Annotated in this window: 14 protein-coding genes; 5 read left to right on the forward strand and 9 right to left on the reverse strand. The window is 67.1% G+C overall.

From position 1 onward, the window contains the following. Nucleotides 1-87: 87 nt before the first annotated feature. Nucleotides 88-231 carry a hypothetical protein gene (locus ACZF5Y_RS12075; RefSeq protein WP_497532879.1) on the reverse strand — a complete coding sequence of 48 codons (144 nt, stop codon included), beginning with the start codon at nucleotides 229-231 and terminating at the stop codon, nucleotides 88-90. Between the two features lie 15 nt (nucleotides 232-246). Here ACZF5Y_RS12075 and ACZF5Y_RS12080 point away from each other — a divergent pair, with 15 nt between their 5' ends. Both ACZF5Y_RS12080 and ACZF5Y_RS12085 read left to right on the forward strand, forming a co-directional pair. Beyond that, nucleotides 247-1062: an SDR family NAD(P)-dependent oxidoreductase gene (locus tag ACZF5Y_RS12080; RefSeq protein ID WP_497532880.1), complete on the forward strand. Its 816-nt coding sequence runs from the start codon at nucleotides 247-249 to the stop codon at nucleotides 1060-1062. Next, nucleotides 1059-1841 carry an SDR family NAD(P)-dependent oxidoreductase gene (locus ACZF5Y_RS12085; RefSeq protein WP_497532881.1) on the forward strand — a complete coding sequence of 261 codons (783 nt, stop codon included), beginning with the start codon at nucleotides 1059-1061 and terminating at the stop codon, nucleotides 1839-1841. The genes ACZF5Y_RS12080 and ACZF5Y_RS12085 overlap by 4 nt, the downstream gene beginning before the upstream one ends. 31 nt (nucleotides 1842-1872) lie before the next feature. On the opposite strand, the gene ACZF5Y_RS12090 is transcribed toward ACZF5Y_RS12085, so the two are convergent. Beyond that, complete coding sequence (locus ACZF5Y_RS12090; protein ID WP_497532882.1) at nucleotides 1873-3603, reverse strand: ABC transporter substrate-binding protein; 1731 nt, start codon at nucleotides 3601-3603, stop codon at nucleotides 1873-1875. A gap of 54 nt (nucleotides 3604-3657) precedes the next feature. Further along, complete coding sequence (locus ACZF5Y_RS12095) at nucleotides 3658-4146, reverse strand: SRPBCC family protein (RefSeq protein WP_497532883.1); 489 nt, start codon at nucleotides 4144-4146, stop codon at nucleotides 3658-3660. Between the two features lie 199 nt (nucleotides 4147-4345). On the opposite strand from ACZF5Y_RS12095, the gene ACZF5Y_RS12100 reads away from it, so the two are divergent. The 3 genes from ACZF5Y_RS12100 to ACZF5Y_RS12110 are packed head-to-tail and all read left to right on the forward strand — an operon-like array spanning nucleotide 4346 to nucleotide 6452. After that, nucleotides 4346-5065: a VIT1/CCC1 transporter family protein gene (locus ACZF5Y_RS12100; RefSeq protein WP_497532884.1), complete on the forward strand. Its 720-nt coding sequence runs from the start codon at nucleotides 4346-4348 to the stop codon at nucleotides 5063-5065. A 59-nt stretch (nucleotides 5066-5124) separates the two neighbouring features. Next, nucleotides 5125-5523, forward strand: a complete 399-nt coding sequence (locus ACZF5Y_RS12105) for an MGMT family protein (RefSeq protein WP_497532885.1) — start codon at nucleotides 5125-5127, stop codon at nucleotides 5521-5523. Beyond that, nucleotides 5520-6452, forward strand: coding sequence for a LysR substrate-binding domain-containing protein (locus ACZF5Y_RS12110; protein ID WP_497532886.1), 933 nt, complete (start codon nucleotides 5520-5522; stop codon nucleotides 6450-6452). The genes ACZF5Y_RS12105 and ACZF5Y_RS12110 overlap by 4 nt, the downstream gene beginning before the upstream one ends. Nucleotides 6453-6499: 47 nt before the next feature. Here the strand turns inward: ACZF5Y_RS12110 and ypfJ are convergent, their stop codons facing one another. The 6 genes from ypfJ to ACZF5Y_RS12140 form a co-directional block, all read right to left on the reverse strand. Further along, the gene (ypfJ, locus tag ACZF5Y_RS12115) at nucleotides 6500-7390 is read right to left on the reverse strand and encodes a KPN_02809 family neutral zinc metallopeptidase (RefSeq protein WP_497532887.1); all 891 of its coding nucleotides are present in this window, start codon (nucleotides 7388-7390) and stop codon (nucleotides 6500-6502) included. Between the two features lie 131 nt (nucleotides 7391-7521). After that, on the reverse strand, nucleotides 7522-7797 hold the full coding sequence (locus ACZF5Y_RS12120) for a hypothetical protein (protein ID WP_497532888.1): 276 nt from the start codon (nucleotides 7795-7797) through the stop codon (nucleotides 7522-7524). Nucleotides 7798-7842: 45 nt separating this feature from the next. Further along, nucleotides 7843-8820, reverse strand: a complete 978-nt coding sequence (gene pip, locus ACZF5Y_RS12125) for a prolyl aminopeptidase (RefSeq protein ID WP_497532889.1) — start codon at nucleotides 8818-8820, stop codon at nucleotides 7843-7845. 9 nt (nucleotides 8821-8829) lie between these two features. Further along, nucleotides 8830-10947: an acyl-CoA dehydrogenase family protein gene (locus ACZF5Y_RS12130; protein ID WP_497532890.1), complete on the reverse strand. Its 2118-nt coding sequence runs from the start codon at nucleotides 10945-10947 to the stop codon at nucleotides 8830-8832. Nucleotides 10948-11149: 202 nt separating this feature from the next. Then, a complete protein-coding gene (locus ACZF5Y_RS12135) occupies nucleotides 11150-12799 on the reverse strand; it encodes a DEAD/DEAH box helicase (protein ID WP_497532891.1) in 1650 nt (549 codons plus the stop codon). Nucleotide 12800: 1 nt separating this feature from the next. Further along, a complete protein-coding gene (locus tag ACZF5Y_RS12140; RefSeq protein WP_497532892.1) occupies nucleotides 12801-17165 on the reverse strand; it encodes an efflux RND transporter permease subunit in 4365 nt (1454 codons plus the stop codon). Nucleotides 17166-17213: the final 48 nt, after the last annotated feature.

A 17213-nucleotide genomic window follows, 5' to 3' on the forward strand; every position in this document is an offset into this window, starting at 1 on the left:
GGGTCCTTTCTGAGGAGGATGCCCGCGACAGAGCGGGATCGCTTCTGCAACCTTCGCCGAACCGGACGACCCGAACAATGCGCAATCCTACGCATCGCGCACGGTCGCCTCGGCGCCGGGAATCGCGTGCGCCGAGGCCAGTACGCAATCTTGCGGATTGCCAGGCATCTGCCCGTTCGCTTGACTCGGTGAGAGCCACCGCGCGTCGACCATGGCGCGTTCATACCGCACGAAACGAGTTCACCGATGACCGCTGACGACTCCGCACGCATCCTTTCCCCGGCACCCGGTGATCCGCACCCGCCCGCACGACCGGGCCCGGTCGCCATCGTTACCGGGGCGGGGCGCGGGATCGGCCGCGCCGTCGTCGAGGCACTCGTCGCCGCGGGCTGGCGCGTCGGGGCGCTCGACCTCACCGTTCCTGCGGAGCCGTTCGGCACCGATGACGTGCATGTTGCCGCGGTCGATGTACGCGATCCCGCTGCAGTCGCCTCGGCGACGAGCGCGGTGGCGGAGCGCTTCGGCCGACTCGACGCGGTCGTGGCGAACGCCGCGATCGGCGGGCCCGACGGCCTCCTCGTGGAACTCTCCCCTGAGCAGATCCGTGCTGTGTTCGACGTCAACTACTTCGGTGCCGTGCACGCCGTACAGGCCGCGGTCCCCCATATTCGAGCGCACGTGGGGCGGGGACGCGTGGTGCTCATCGGCTCGCTCTTCGAGCAGCAACCGGTCGTCGGCGCCGCCCCGTACATCTCGTCGAAGGGTGCCGTGCAGGGTCTCATGCACGCGCTCGCCCTCGAACTGGCCCCCGCGTTCACGGTGAACTCCGTTTCTCCGGGCTACATCATGACCGACATGCAACGCGAGGAGCTGGAATTCCGGGCAGAGCGATCCGGCACCACCTTCGATCAGCAGGCCGAAGCGGTACGCGCCCTTGTTCCGCTCGAACGGCACGGCACCGCGGCCGACGTCGCTGCGGGAGTCGCGTTCTTTCTGTCGGAGAGCGCCGGATACATCACGGGCCAGACACTCAACATCAACGGAGGGGTGCAGACCGCATGAGCACCGCAACACCACACGCATCCACCAAGGCCGACGCGCGACGTCTCCTCGTCACCGGAGCCGGAGCCGGCATCGGCGCTGCAACTGCTGCACAGGCGACGCGACACGGCTGGTCGGTCATCGGACTCGACCTGGACGTCGACGCTGTGGCAGCAACGGGCGTGACGGGCGTCGCATGCGATGTCTCCGATGAAGCCTCGGTCGAGCACGCCTTTGCCAAGGTCGCGGAGCTCTGGCCGAGCGGGCCCGACGCCGTGGTGCACTGCGCGGGTGTCTACCGGGTGACGCCGCTGATCGAGACTGCGGCTTCGGCCTGGGACGCGGTGCTCGGAATCAACGGGCGCGGCAGCTTCCTCATCGCCCGCGAATCGGCGCGCCTCATGCTGCACGGTGACGACAACGCGGGCGCGAAGACGGGTGACCGCGCAATCGTGCTGCTCTCGAGCATCGGAGCGATCCGCGGCGACGATCACGAGCCGAGCGCGGCGTACTCGTCGTCGAAGGGCGCCGTAACGTCGCTCACCCGTCAGCTCGCAGCCGAACTGGGGTCGCAGGGAATCCGGGTGAACGCCGTTGCCCCCGGCGTGATCGATACCGCGATGACAACCCTGACCGATGATCCCCAGGCGGCCGACGCATTCTTTGCCCAGCGCGTGCCGCTGCGGCGGGAGGGTCTCGCCGCAGAGGTCGCGGAGGCGTGTGTCTTCCTCGCGTCGCCCGCAGCGTCGTACATCAGCGGAGCTGTGCTCCCGGTCGACGGCGGTCAGGCGGTGATGTAACGGGCATCGCGATCGACCTTCTCGGGCGACATCAGTCGAGTACCGACATATGGCCGCCCTGGTAGCGGTAGGTGATGGTGGGGGTCGTCAGCGTGGCATCGGCCGAACCGGCCGGGTAGCTTTCGACCGTCTGCCCTGGGGTGCCAAGCGCGTAGGTGCCATTGACCCCGCGATGCACCATGAGTCGCAGGGCGTCCGAGACGTCAGCGGCGCGGCGCGACCCTGAAAAAAGAAATGCTTGGGCGAGCAGTTGCGCCTGGTCATAGGCGGCGCTCGCCTGGCTCCACCCCGGGCTCGTACCGAACGCCTGCGTGTAGCCCTCGCTGAATCGCTGGCCCAGCAGATCGCGCGTGCGCCCCGTCGTGGTCGACCAGACGACCCCATTGCCGTCGTCTCCAAGCTCGTCGAAGAAGCGCGGAATCGAGGGCGTGTACAGCTGGAACACCGGGGTCTCTGCCGACACCCGCCGCAGCGCGCGCTGCAGTTCGATCGCGACGTCGACGTCGAGGTGCGAGACGATCACGATGCCCGGATCGTGCCGCAGTGCTTCACGCGCGATGCGTTCCGCTGAATCGATCGAGAGCCCGACCCGCACCGTCGACACGACGGTGATGCCTTCAGCCGCCAGCTCGTCGTGAATTCCGCCTGCGGAAAGCGAGCACCCGTACCCGTCGAGCTCCACGATCGACACTCGCGATACTGCGAGTTGCCCGTGCTGCTGCGCACGCATGAGATGTGCGCGCAGGCCCGACGTGTATGAGAGCTCGGTCGGCGAAGTCTGAAACGTGTGGGCGAAGCGCATCGGATCTTGCGCCACCCGCCGCGCCGAGTCGCTCCAGGAATTCGTGTGCAGGAACGGGCGGCCGTAGTCGGCCGCGAAAGTGAAGATGGCGGGGTTGAGTGCGCTCGCATAGGTGCTGAGGATCGCATCGACATCCTCTGCCTCGAGCCGCGCGAGCCCGTCGGCGACCGACGACTCCGAAAGCGGGTCGATCGCGATGCGCACGGGCTCGAATGGCCGGCCCTGCAACCCACGATGCATGCGCGTCATCTGCGCGAGCGCGAGCTCCGCACCGTGTGCGGCTTCGATCCCGTCGTGGCTGAACACTCCCGAGGTGACCAGGAGCCCGATGCGCAGCGGAGCCCGCACCGTTCGACGGGTGTCGCCGGCCCGCGCCGACGCCGCAGACTGAGCGGCACCCTCGCGCACGCGCGTCTCCGCGCCGCGCACGAGCGCATCGAGCGCGAACACCGGGAGCACGGGGTCGCGCATCGGCGGCCCCGCGATGGGGAGCAGCACCCGCCCTTCCGAGGTGACCACTGCGGCGAGCGCGGAGCGCGTCGGAAGCGACAAGCGCGTGAGCAGGCGGCTGATCTGAGTGGAGACGGTTCGCGGGCTCGTGCCGAGCCGCTGCGCAATCTCTTTGTCGGCCAGCCCCGCCGAAATCAGTGTGCCGATCTCGATCTCTCGATTCGAAAGACCACCCGGCGGTTGCGCCCCGAACTGCACGCTGACCGAGACCCGGTCGGCCGATGCAGCCCCATCGCTCGGAGCCTTCGCGCACATCGCGATCCGCCACCACGCGTCGCCGTCTCGCAGCACGAAGCGCACCGCAGACTCGTTCACACCGCGAAACGCCGTGACGTACGAACGAAGCGGCGCGAACGCGTCAGGAATGTCGGCGACCCCTGCCCCGTCGAATGCCACGTCCCATTCCCGGCAACCCGAACGGGTCGCGTGGTCGTCGGGCTCGTATGGCATGGAGACAGTGTAGGCGCACTTGGTCACAGATGCGCGGCGTTGTCCACAGCCTCGCTACATCGCCAGATAGGCCTCGCGCAGCGCGGGGTAGTACTGATCCCACCCTGGCCGCTCGGTGCCTTCGGTCGCCGCGACGAGCAGGTCAAGGTAGTACTCCCAGCCGGGGCCGATCTCCCCGACCTCATCGTCGGCGTCAAGGTGGTGCACGAACGTCAACAGCGAATCTTCGTCGCCGTCGGCCTCGAGGTGGAGCTCGAGCCTCCAGCCGCCCACCTCGGCGTCGGCCTGCAGTGCCAGAAAACGAGGTTCGTCGCACGCCAGAATCTTCATACTGATCGCCGGCTCATGCTCTTCGAAGCGCATCCGCACGCGCACGGCGCCCCCGGGCCGGTCGTCGCCCTCCCAAGGCCCGAACCACTGCTCGGTGAGCACGGAGTCGGTGAGAAATTGCCACGCCTCGTGGTCGGAGAGCGCCAGGGAGCGCACCAATATGAGGTCGCGGCCTCCGACCGTGGGCACGACGCGTCCGCTGGTTTCGGTCATGGCAGTCTCCTGTCGCTGATTCGCGGCCGGTGCCGCACTTCTCCAGCGTAGAGGGCGGCACCGACGCAGCCGAAAAGTTCGTGTCCTCGAACTCCTACCGACTGGTCGCACGAGGTCTCGACCCGGCTTCTCCCTCGCGCCGAGAACTTGCTACGGTGACTGGTCGGGCATCGCCCGAGGGGCCGAAGGGAACGCAATCATGAGCGACATCAACCTCGCCAATCCGCACGAGTACGATCATCGCCACGCCGACGTCACATCGGGCTGGCTGCGGGCCAGCGTATTCGGGGCGATGGACGGCCTCGTCTCGAACCTCGGGCTCATCGCCGGCATCGCGGCCGCGGGTGCTGCACCGCACATCGTCGCGATCACCGGCATCTCCGGGCTGATCGCCGGTGCCATATCGATGGCGCTCGGAGAATTCACCTCGGTGCGCACTGCAAACGAGCAACTCGACCACGAGGTGCGCACCGAGCGCGAGGCGCATCTGCGTAACCCCGAGGGCGAGAAAGCCGAGCTCACCGCGCTGCTCGAGAATCTGGGGGTTGAGCCGCGGATCGCGGAAACCGCTGCAGAACAGGTTCATGAAAACGCTGACCAGGCCGTGCGGGTGCATCTGCTCTCCGAGCTCGGGGTGAGCCCAGAAGAGAAGCCGTCTCCCTGGGTCGCAGCGTTCTCGTCACTTGCGGCGTTCGGCATCGGCGCGCTGATTCCGATTCTGCCCTTCATCTTTGGATTCGGCACCCTCGGCTTCGGACTAGCGTTCGGCGGCGTCGGCCTGCTCATTGCGGGCGGTCTCGCTGCACGGTTCACGAAGCGCAACTGGATCATGGGTGCCGTGCGTCAGCTGGTGTTCGGCGGCATCGCGGTCGCCGTGACCTACACGATCGGCTCGTTGCTCGGCGTCTCGACGTCGTAGTCTGCGCGTGGGGCGGCCCGACGAGTCAGGGTGTCGACGGCACCGCGTAGTCTGGACGCATGCCGTCCGCTGAATTCGTCGAAGCCGTGCTCGACGTCGTGACGCGCATTCCCGCGGGTCACGTGATGACCTACGGCGACGTCGGCATCGCGATCGGGTCTTCGGCTCCGCGCGCCGTGGGCCGGGTGATGGCTCTGTATGGGCACGCAGTGCCCTGGTGGCGCGTGATTCCGGCGAGCGGCAATCCCCCGCAGGGGCATGCAGAGCTCGCACTGCCGCACTACGTCGAAGAGGGCACTCCCATTCGACTCACCGGAGCCGCCCGTGCCGGCACCGCGGCTGCGGTGTCGCAGGCAGAGCTGACGGCGCGCGCCGCACGCTCCGGCGAGTATCGCATCGCCCTCTCGGCAGCCCGCCTGCCCTACACGCACGAGATCTTTGGAGAGGTGGCGCTGTGAGCGACACGACGATTGACCCCGCATCTGGCGCAACGGCGCTCTCGGCAGACGCCGGCGCGCCACTCGGCGCTCCGACGCCGATCAGGCTCGGCTTCGCTCGCGGCATCGCGCCGAGCAAATGGGCACGGCGCTGGAAAGCGGCAACGCCGGGGCGCAAGCTCGAACTCGTGCCACTTGAGGTCGCCTTCGGGTCGGGCCTCGACGCGCGCAATGCCGACATCGTCGCGACGGCGGAGGGCTGCGACGTGCTCATCGAGCGCACGGCCCCCGACGTCCGCCCCGCCGGCGCCTCGGCCGGCGCAGGCCACGACGGAGCCGCGCAGACGCGCCACGCGATCCGGCTGTACGCCGAGTCCATGGCCCTGGTGGTGCCCGTCGATCACGAACTCGCGAAGCATGAGTCGGTCAGTCTCGCCGAGATCCAGTTCGTCACGCTCCTCGACCACCCCGATCACCACGCCTCCTGGCCTGCGGCGGCGCCGTGGGAGAACCCGGAGTGGATGCCGAAGCACCCTCGTGCGGCCCTCGCACTCGTCGCGACCGGGGCAGGCGCGATCCTGCTGCCCATTCCGCTCGCTCGCCACCTCGTCTCCAAGCGAGAGCATGTGGTGCTCCCTGTGCGACCTGAACCGGGCGACACCCCGCTCGACGGTCCGGTCGTCTGGGCTGTTTGGCGCACCGAGCGCGACGACGACACGGTGCAGCACCTCGCCGGCATCCTGCGCGGCCGCACGGCCAACAGCTCCCGCGAGTCTGCACAGGCCGAGGCCGAGCAAACACGCCGCACGCCGCGCGTGCAGACGCAGCCGAAGAAGCAGGCTCCGAAGCTCAAACCGAATTCGCGAGGTGCGCAGTTGCAGGCCGCCAAAGAGAAGGCCGAGCGCAAAAAAGCGGAAGCCCGGCAGGCCAAACGACGCAAACGCCGCTGAACCGACCGGGCATGGGCGCCCCCGGCGCGAGGCCCGGGCTGACGTTCCTACAGCTGTGAGGCGCTCACATCGAAAGTGCCGCAGGCTGTCGGGCCGTTTTCGTAACCCGTCATGAACCAGCGCTGGCGCTGTTCCGACGTTCCGTGCGAGAAACGATCGGGATTCACCTGCACCCCGGCGGACTCCATGATGTGGTCGTCGCCCACGGCCTCCGCCGCGCTCATCGCGTCTGCGATCTGCTGCTGCGTGACGGGCTTCAAGAATGAGACGCCCTGGTCATCTGTCACGTTCGACGCGTTCTGCACCCAAGCGCCCGCGAAGCAATCGGCCTGCAACTCAAGTCGCACCGACCCCGACGATGCGCCGGTCTCTCGGCCGGCACCCTGCAGTGAGCCGATCAGATTCGAGATGTGGTGACCCCACTCGTGCGCAAGCACGTACATCTGCGCGAGCGAGCCGTCCGAAGCACCATAGTCTTTGCTCAGCGTGTCGAAGAACGCCACATCGACATAGATCGTCTCGTCCCCCGGGCAGTAGAACGGCCCGGTCGCCGACGACGCGGTGCCGCACGGTGACTGCGTCTGACCGCTGAAAAGCACGACTGGACCAGGGGCGCGGTAATTGCCGACCTGCGTCGCCCAGTAGCGATCGAGCGAGTCGGCAGTGGCATTCATCCGGCACTCGTCGTCCGTGTTCGCGTCGGCTCCGTTCTTGCACGAAGCGAGCACCTCTTCGGCCTCGGAGGAGGTCGTGTTCGCGCCCGCCACCTGCTGCACCGCCGGAGCGAACTGCGTGAGATCGAACCCGAGCAGTTGCGAGCCGATCGCGAGCAGCAGAGCGATACCGATGCCGCCGCCGGCAATCATGCCGCCCTTCGCGGCTCCGCTGCGCTTGCGTACCTTCGAGTTGTCGATGCTCACATTGTCATTGAAGGTCACGGCGGTTCCTGTCCGTCAGTGGGGCGATGGAGCGCGCGCGTTCACCGAGCACGCGACGCTTCCGTTGATCCAGATTGTACTGAGAATTCGCCGTACGCGCCCCCTCGTTCGCGCGCTTCTGCCGGCAGGGGTCAATCTCGACGCACGTTGAGCAGCTGCCACCCGTCGGGCACCTGCGCGCGCAGCTGATCCAGCGTCTCCGCTTCGATTTCACGCAGCCCGTCGCGACGGGCATAGGTACCGACGGCCGTGATCGCGGTCTGCCCTTTCAGCATCGCCACCGGCGCCAGGATGAGATCGAAGCCTTCCGGCCTCGCTTCTGCGAGCTTTTCCTGTACTTCGGGCAGGCCTTCACCGGCTACCTCGACCTGAACGTGTTCAATCTGGCGAATGGTGGCGTGCAGCATGCTTCGAGACTATCGTCGCTGGCTCAGCGCCCGGCGCCCCTACGGTTATGCGTCGGCGAATCGGTCGGTCGCACGCACCAGAGCGTCGACGATGCCGGGCTCGCTGGCCGCATGGCCGGCATCCGGGATCATCTCGAAGTGCGCCTCGGGCCAGGCCCGATGCAGATCCCATGCGGTCTGCGGCGGCGTGCACGCATCGTATCGCCCCTGCACGATGACCCCGGGAATACCGGTGAGCTTCGTGGACGCATCCCGGATCAGCTGCCCGTCTTCCATCCACCCGTCATTGCTGAAGTAGTGGTTCTCGATGCGCGCGAACGCGACGGCGGAAGCCTCATCGGCGCGGGCTGCGGCGATGCTCTCAGCATCGGGAATCAAACGGATCGTCGAGTTCTCCCACACGGTCCAGGCCACTCCGGCGGGCACGTGCACCGCAGGGTCCGCGTCGAAGAGACGGCGGTGATAGGCGGCCACGAGTTCACCGCGCTCCGCCTCGGGAATCACCGACAGATACTCCTCCCAGACATCCGGGAAGAGGTTCGAGGCGCCCTCCTGATAAAACCAGTGGATCTCGCTCTGACGCAGCGTGAAGATGCCGCGCAGCACGAGCTCGGTCACCCGATCGGCGTGCGTCTGCGCGTACGCGAGAGAAAGCGTCGACCCCCACGAGCCGCCGAAAACCTGCCAGCGGTCGATGCCGAGCGACTCCCGCAGAAGTTCGATGTCGGCGACGAGGTGCCAGGTCGTGTTCGTCGAGAGGTCGGCATCGGGGGCGCTCGCGTGCGGAGCGCTGCGCCCGCATCCGCGCTGATCAAAGAGCACGATGCGATAGCGCTCCGGGTCGAAGTACCGGCGGTGGTCGGGTGAGCACCCACCGCCGGGGCCGCCGTGCAAGAAAACGACAGGCTTCCCGTCAGGGTTGCCGCACGTCTCCCAGTAGATCTCGTGGCCGTCACCGACCGCGAGCATTCCCTGAGCGTACGGTTCGATCGGCGGATACAGTTCTCGCAGCGTCTCGGTCATGACTCCACCCTAACGAGCCGCTGCCGCCACCGCCTCGGGCGCCACCGCCGACTGCACACCGGCACGCTGATCCTCCTGTTGCTGCTTGCGCAGCTCCTTCTCGTGGATCGGCCAGGTGCCCGCAGCTCGCTGCGCTTCGACGTAGGCGTGCGCCTCCTCCTGCCGCTCGGCTTCGATACCCGTGGCGATTTCTGCACGGAGCAGCTCGGGCGTCAACCCGAACGGCTCGATGAGGTCGAGCGCGTGGGGGCGCAAGCGGCCGATGAGCCGGTCGATGTAGGCGGTCACCGACTCGGCGCGGTGCGCCGAGATGCGCCCGGCGATGAGATACCACGCCGCGTGCTGCTCGATGAGCCCGAGACCGAAGAGGTCTCGCAGCCAGGTGAGCACCTGGCGCGAACCGGGGTCTGCGATCTTGTCGAGTGCCTCGGTGAAGGCCTCCCACTGCAGCAATTCGCCGTGCGCGCGAGCGGCCTCGATCAGCTTGTGCTGCTGGGCGTTGAACACCTCTTCGTTGGCAATCGCCCGAGCGCGCTTGTCATTCTTCGCGATGCCCTTCGTCGCGTCGCGCAGTGCGAGCGCGATCTCGGCGACCATCGTCTGCACACGGTCGGCGAGCAGCTCACGCTGGGCTTCGGGGGTGCGCATGCTCTCAACAGAGCGCGCCACCTGGCCGAGGTCGGCGATGCTCTGCCCGACCTGGCGCAGCCCGAAGCGACTCACGCGATCCCCCAGCTGCGTCGCGGCAGCCTTTGCCAACGTCGCGCGGTCGGCATTCTTGAACTGGGCCGCGTAATCCGTGAGCAAACGCTTGCCCACGAGCTGCAGCAGCACGTTGTTGTCGCCCTCGAACGTCACGTAGATGTCGAGATCTGCCCGCAACCCGACAAGGCGGTTCTTGGCGATGAACCCTGAGCCGCCGCAGGCCTCGCGGGCCTCCTGCAGCGTATCGAGCGCAGCCCATGTCGACAGGGGCTTGAACGCCGCGGCAAGTGTCTCGAGATCTTCACGATTCTCGTCCGTGTCTTTGGCCCCCGAAAAGACCTCGTCGAACACGGTCAACAGGCGCTCGTCGGCGAAGGTCATGGCGTAGGTCTGTGCGAGACGCGGCAGCAGCCGGCGCTGATGCTGACCGTAGTCGAGCAGCACCGTTTCGCGCCCTGAGGCGCCGGGGAACTGACGGCGCTCGCTGCCGTAACGAATCGCGATGCCGAGCGCGGCCTGCATCGCGCGTACGGCCGAGCCGTCGAGCGAAACACGACCCTGCACCAGCGTGCCGATCATGGTGAAGAAGCGACGCCCGGGGCTCTCGATCGCCGACGAGTACGTGCCATCGGCGGCGACATCGCCGTATCGGTTGAGCAGGTTCTCACGCGGTACGCGAACGTGCGAGAAATGCAGACGGCCGTTGTCGATGCCGTTCAAGCCACCCTTCACACCATCGTCTTCGCTGCCGACTCCCGGCATCATCTCGCCGTCTGCGGTGCGAATCGGCACGAAGAACGCATGGACACCGTGGTTGACCCCGCGGGTGATGAGCTGTGCGAAGACGACGGCGGCGCGACCGTGGAGTGCCGCGTTCCCCAAGTAGTCCTTCCACGCTCCACGGAACGGCGTGTGGATCTCGAATTCCTCGGTGTCGGCGTCGTAGGTCGCCGTGGTGCCGATCGACGCGACATCTGATCCGTGGCCGATCTCCGTCATCGCGAATGCGCCGGGCAGCGCCAGACTCATCACGTCGGGCAACCACTGCTCGTGGTGCTTCGCGGTGCCCAGGTGCAGAATCGCCGCACCGAAGAGCCCCCACTGCACCCCGCTCTTGATCTGCAGCGACGGGTCGGCGAGCACGAGCTCCTGGAACGCGGCGATGTTGCCGCCGTGGTTGTCGCTCCCGCCGAGCGCCGTCGGGAACGCACGCTGGATCGCGCCGGCCTCGACGAGAATGTCCATCTGCTCGAGGGCGCGCTCACGGTGCGCATCCATTGACTGACCGGGAATGGTGTGCAGTCGGGAATCGCTCGCCAACGCACGCGAGGCGAGGCGTTCGGCCTTCCAGGTGCCGAGCAGGGCGTCGCTGACGACGTCGACATCGATACGGGGCTGTGACGACGGGGTGGTGTCGGCCATCGGTTCTCCTTCGAGATGACGTTCGGGAGCCGGCCGCGGCGGCCGAGCACCCTCGTCACGCCAGCGTAAAGAAGTGCTGCGACGGCGCCAAGCAGCCCCCGCTCGTGCACAATGCACACCGACGACGCACCCCGGTCGAGTTGTGTAAAAGCTCTAAATAGTCAGCTCAGCAGCTATCGGAACCCTCCCACGATCGGCGTCGTCAGAACCGCTTTGCGAACCCGGGCTCGATGTCGCCGAAGAAGCTGGGCCTGACACCGGCCTCATCGAGGAGGTCGCGCAAGCGCTGCTGCCGCGCCCGCGGAACCAACACGACGACCTGGCCCGCCTTTCCGGCGCGCCCCGTGCGGCCGGATCGGTGGAGGTAGATCTTGAAATCGATCGGGGCGTCCGCCTGCACGACGAGGTCGACATCATCGATGTGCAGCCCCCGCGCGGCGACGTCGGTCGCGACGAGCACCGCCGCCTTGCCCGTTGCAAACTTCTCAAGGTTTCGCTCGCGCCGCGCTTGGCTGAGGTTGCCGTGCAGCTCTACCGCGCGCACCCCGGCTTCGGTGAGCGTCTCGGTAAGCCGTGCCGCATACTCGCGGGTGCGAGTGAACACCATGATGCGCCCGCGTCGCCTGACGAGCTCAGCGACCACCTCGTCCTGGTGTTCGCGAGACACGACAAACACGCGATGGTCCACCGGCATTGCCGCGGCTTCCTCCGCTTCGCGCACGGAGGGGTTGCTGAGAAACTCTGACACGAGGGTCGACACTGACGCGTCGAGCGTTGCCGAGAAGAGCAACCGCTGGCCATCGCGCACCGTGTCACGGAGCACCTGTTGCACGGGCTCGAGGAAACCCAGGTCGCACATGTGGTCGGCCTCATCGATGACCGACACCCGCACATCGCGCAGGTCGAGTCGACGGCGCTGCACCAGATCGAGCACGCGACCCGGGGTACCGATAACGATGTCCACCCCGCGCTCGAGCGCGTGCAGTTGCGGCTCGATCGGCATGCCGCCCACCATCTGAGCGGTGTAGAAGCCGACTGAGCGAGCCAACGGCTGCACCGTGCGATCGATCTGCAACGCGAGTTCGCGGGTCGGTGCGAGGATCAACGCTTTGGGCGTGCGCACCTGCCCCTTCGGAGCACGTACGCCCCGCTGCACCCGGTGCTTCGCCGGTGCTGGATCCGCCGAGAACGCCCCGTCGGCTTTGAGCCGCAGCAGACGCTCCACGATTGCCGCGCCGAACGCGATCGTCTTCCCCGAACCGGTACGGGCTCGACCCAGCACATCGCGCCCGGCGATGGTGTCGGGAATCGTAGCCGCTTGAATCGGGAACGGGCTCTTCGCACCCAGCTCACCGAGCACGCGAATCAGGTTGCCGCCGAGGCCGAGATCACTGAACGACAGCGCGGCGGCCTCCGCAGCCGTCGTCAGCTGAGCGTCGAGACGCTGAGGAGTCTCGCTCGCGGTCGCAGGGGCCGCCCCGGAAGATGCACGAGGGGTCCGCTTCGCCGACCCGTCGCCGTCGAAGGCATAGACCCGGGCGCCGCCTGTGGCACTGCCAGTGGCGTCACGCCGCGATGTCTCGCGTGAGTGGTCACGCCGGCCTGCGTCCGCGCGAGGCGTCGTCCTGCGCCCCTGGCCCGCCACCTCAGAGTGAGTCTCACGTCGCGCACCGCCGCCCCGTGAATCGCGTCGCGCGGCGTCGGCAGGCTGCTCCCGACCACCTCGCGGCGTCGACGAATCCTGCGATTCCGAAGCTCCGCGACGCCCCGGCGCTCCGCCCGACCGCTTGCGCCCCCGGTTCGGATCGTAATTGGCGGGGGGTTTGAATCCGCCGCGCTTCTTTTGCGCCATCTCAGCGTTCCTCGGTGGGATCAGTCGGCTCGGGATCTTCCGTTCGTGTGCCTTCAGCCGCACCCGAAGCCAGCTTGAGACCTGCGGCCTCGTCGACCTCCTGCGTCGCCTGCCACATGAGCTGCTCCCAGTCGAGCTCGCCGGTCACTGGCGGAGCAGGCTCCTGCGTCTCTGCAGCAGCTTCCGGCTGCGGCAGCACGAGCGGCGTGGTCGCCGTATCGATGTCGGAGTGCGCGAACAACGGCGCGACCGACTCAACCGGCTCCGGCTGATCGGGTAGGGACTCGGGCTCGGGTTCGACCGGAGGCTCCAGGTTCTCAGGCTGCGACTCGCCCACGGCGTCATCCGCGGGATGCGGCGCAATGTTCTGGCCGGAGGCTGTCTCTGGAGCGGGCCAGGGGTCAGGTGCAGTCCACGGTTCCGGATCGATCTGCGCCGGCTCGTCGGGCACACCGTGGGCGCCAGCAGCCCGGGTCGGTGTGTCATCGGCTGCTTCAGAGCTGTTGGGGTCGCTCTCCAGATCGCTCAGTGGATTGTCCGTGCCGGTAAACCCGAGGTCGGAGAGATCCATCGACATCTGCTGCGTCGACGGCCCCATCGCTTCGTGACCGTTTTCGGGAACACGACCGAACTCGTGCTGTTCGGGATCGAGCTCGACCCCTTGTGTCGGTTCGACGTCGACGACGTGATCGGGTGCGAGCAGTTCCCACCCCGACGGCGCAGAAGATTCGATCGGAGCGGAGGCCTCAACGTGGTCAGTGCGCACGGAATCGTCGGCGGGCTCGGCGTTCACCGACGCCGGCTCGATCGTGACCGGTGCGGTCGCGGGGGCAGTCACGGAGTCCGAAGCGATCTCCGACTCCGGCCCGGGTGTCGAAAGTGGTGCTGGCGTCGGCGGAGCCGCCGTCGCCGGCTGACCGAAAGCGGCAGAAACTTGACCCCCTGGTGACGTCTCTGGCACCCCGTGGGCGGGATATCCCGTGTCACCCAATCCGCTGGCGCCAACGCCCGTGGCGGTCGCGCCCGCGCCCACACCGCCGCTTGCGCCGACCTCCGCAATGCCGACACCCGCAGCACTCGCACCGGTGCGCCCGAAGGTACCGCGGCGACGGCGCGGCTGAGATGCCGTCGCGCCGTCACCGGTTGCGAGGGCGAGCGGGTCGGTCGAGTCGCGCGGATCCGGCACAGCGATGCCTCTCCCTCGCCGGGGCCCGGTTTCCCGACGCCGTTCAACGAGGTAGTAGAGCGTCGGAAGCACCACGAGCGTGAGTACCGTCGACGACAGCAGACCACCGATCACGACGACCGCGAGGGGCTGCGAGATGAACCCTCCCTTGCCCGTGATCCCCAGTGCCATCGGCGTAAGCGCGAGAATGGTCGCCAGGGCAGTCATCACAATGGGTCGCAGACGTTGCAGCGAGCCGTGCAGCACGGCATCGCGCAGGGCATCCCCGCGCACGCGGTACTGATTCACGAGGTCGATGAGCACGATCGCGTTCGTGACGACGATGCCGACGAGCATGAGCACGCCGATGAGCGAGGCCACGCCCAGAGGGATGCCCGTGGCGATCAGCAGGAGAATCGTGCCGGTTGCGGCGAATGGCACCGAGATCAGGAGCAGCAGCGGCTGCAGCAGGCTGCGGAACGTCGCAACCATGACGACATACACGATCAAAATCGCGGCGAGCAGTGCCAGGCCGAGCTGCTGGAAGGCATCAGACTGCTGTGAGAGCACTCCCCCGACCTCGGCTTTCGCCCCCTGCGGGAGATCGATGCTCTCGAGCGCGGCGCTGACCTGCGCGCCGGCGGAGCCAAGATCGTCAGCCTGTGGCAGCGCAGAGACCGTCACCGATCGGGCACCGTCCTGGGTACGCACGGTGACCGGACCGTCGGCGACCTGAACGGTTGCGAGGCCGCTCAGCGCTTGGGGGCCGCTGGCTGTTTGAATCGTCAGGGCGGAGACTCCCGCCGCATCGGTCGGCGCAACGCCGTTCGCCAGGTAGACGGCGACGGTATTCGCATCGATGGTGATCTGGCCGATCTGCGCGGGCTGCATCTGCTGCGCGACTTGTCCGGCGACTCCCGCCTCGGTCAGGCCTGCCTGGGCGGCGAGCGTGCGATCGACCGTGATGGCGAGGTACTGGCGTGAGACGCCGAGATCGCTCTCCACTTGCTGCAGTGACGACACGTCTGAAAGCGCCTGAACCACGGCATCGCTTGCCTGTGCGAGCGAATCCTGGTCGGGAGCGGTGACATTGACCTCGATCGCGCTCGATCCGGTCACTCCTCCGCCCGACTGGCTGATCGAGAATGTTCCGGCGCCATCGAGAGCATCGACGGCGGCACGAATATCATCTTGCGCTTGCGCCTGGTTCGCGTCCGCATTCGTGGTGATGGAGTAGTTCACCGCGCCATCTCCACCGCCTCCGAACAACGCCGCGGCTCCGCCGGCGCTGCCGATGGTCACCTGCACACTCTCGATCGAGCTGATCGGGTCGAGTGCCTGCTCGACCTTCTCGGCCTGCGCCAACTGCGTGTCGAGACTGGTTCCCGGAGCGAGGTTCTGCACGAGCCCGACGGAGTTCTGCTCATCAGAGCCGATGAAGTTCGTCTTCAGCAGCGGTGTCGCCGCCAAGCCGATCGTGCCGATGAAGATCGCGAGCGCGATGGCCAACGTCTTCAACGGGCTGTGCAGCGTCCATTCGATGATCGGTCGATACCAGCGCTGCAGTCGCGTCGGGTGCGCATCGATTTCGGCGCCGGCCTGGTACTTCGCGTCTTCTCCGCTGCCGGCCGTGATGAAACCGTCTCGACTCCGCGCGGGCCCGGTACGCAAGAACCAGTAAGCAAGCACCGGCACGATCGTGAGCGAAACGAGGAGCGACGCGATGAGGGCGATGGTGACGGTGAAGGCGAAGGGGCGGAAGAGTTCGCCGACCATACCACCGACGAAGGCCATGGGGAGGAATACCGCGACCGTGGTGATCGTCGATGCGGTGATCGCACCGGCGACCTCTCGCACTGCGGTAATGATGACCGGCGCCCGGTCTCCCCCATCCGCGAGATGCCGTTTGATGTTCTCGATCACCACGATCGAGTCGTCGACGACGCGACCGATCGAAATGGTGAGGGCGCCCAGCGTGAGCAGGTTCAGCGTGTAGTCGGCGAAGTTCAAGCCGACAAACGTGAGCAGCACGGAAGTCGGAATCGAGATGGCCGTGACCAGCGTCGCGCGAATCGACATCAAGAAGACCAGAATGACGAGCACGGCGAAGACGAGCCCGAGCAGCCCCTCGGTCGTGAGCGTCTCGATCGACTGCTCCACGTAGGGCGCCTGATCGAAGATCACAGTCAGCTGGGCGCCGCCCAACTGATCTTCGAGGTCGGAGAGCTGGGCTTGGACAGCGTGCGAGACGTCGACCGTGTTCGCCGCCGACGTCTTTGTCACGGCGATAGTGAGCGCCGAGGCACCGTTCACCCGCGAAATGCTCGTCTCAGGCCCCGGCTCGAGCGACACCGTGGCGACTGCACCAATCGTGGCCGGAGCCGGCGCCACGGTCGCGTCATCAGCGAGCCCCGGTGCCTGAGCCGCGGCCTGCTGCGCGGCGAGTTGTTCGGCGCTCACCGCGAGCGGCAGCGCGGCGATCTCGTCGGCGGAGTGCAGTTCGGTACCCGCTTGCACCGCGAGCGTACGATCGCCCTCGGTGACTGACCCCGCCGCGATGAGCACACCGCTCTGCTGCAGGGTGTCGGTGATCGTCTGCGCGCTGAGCCCCTGGGCCGCGAGTGCTTCGAAGTTCGGCGTGATGGTGATGCGCTCCGTGCGCGCACCGGTAATCTGAGCGTCGCGCACGCCGTCGATATCGGAGAGATCGGGAATCGCCGTGCGCTCGGCCAGTGCCGCTATCGATTCCGGAGTTTCGCCCTCGGCGGGCGTGACCGCGATCTGAATGATCGGGAAGTCGTCGATGCTGCCCGAGACCACCTGGGTGTCCGCAGCGTCCGGGAGCATCTGCGAGATGCGACTGATCGCACGCTCCACTTTCTGCTCGGTCGATGCGAGGTCGACCCCGTATGTGAACTGCGCGAGCACGGTGGATGTGCCCGTGCTCGACGTTGCCGACGACGATTCGAGTTGGGGCACACCGCGCAGCGCGGTTTCGATGGGCACCGACACGTCTTTGTTGACGACCTCGGGTGAGGCTCCCGGGTAACTCGTGACCACCGCGATCGTCGGGAACTGCACCGAGGGCATCAGCTCCTGCTTGAGCGATCCGACCCCGATCAAGCCGAACACGGCGGCAACGATCGTGACGAGCGCGATCAGTGCACGGTTTTTGAGGCTGAGCGCGGTGAGCAGGTGCATGGGCACGATTATCCCATGCGGGGTGCGACATTCTGGGGTTCCCAGCTT

The organism is Leucobacter sp. WKLB1, assembly GCF_059696215.1.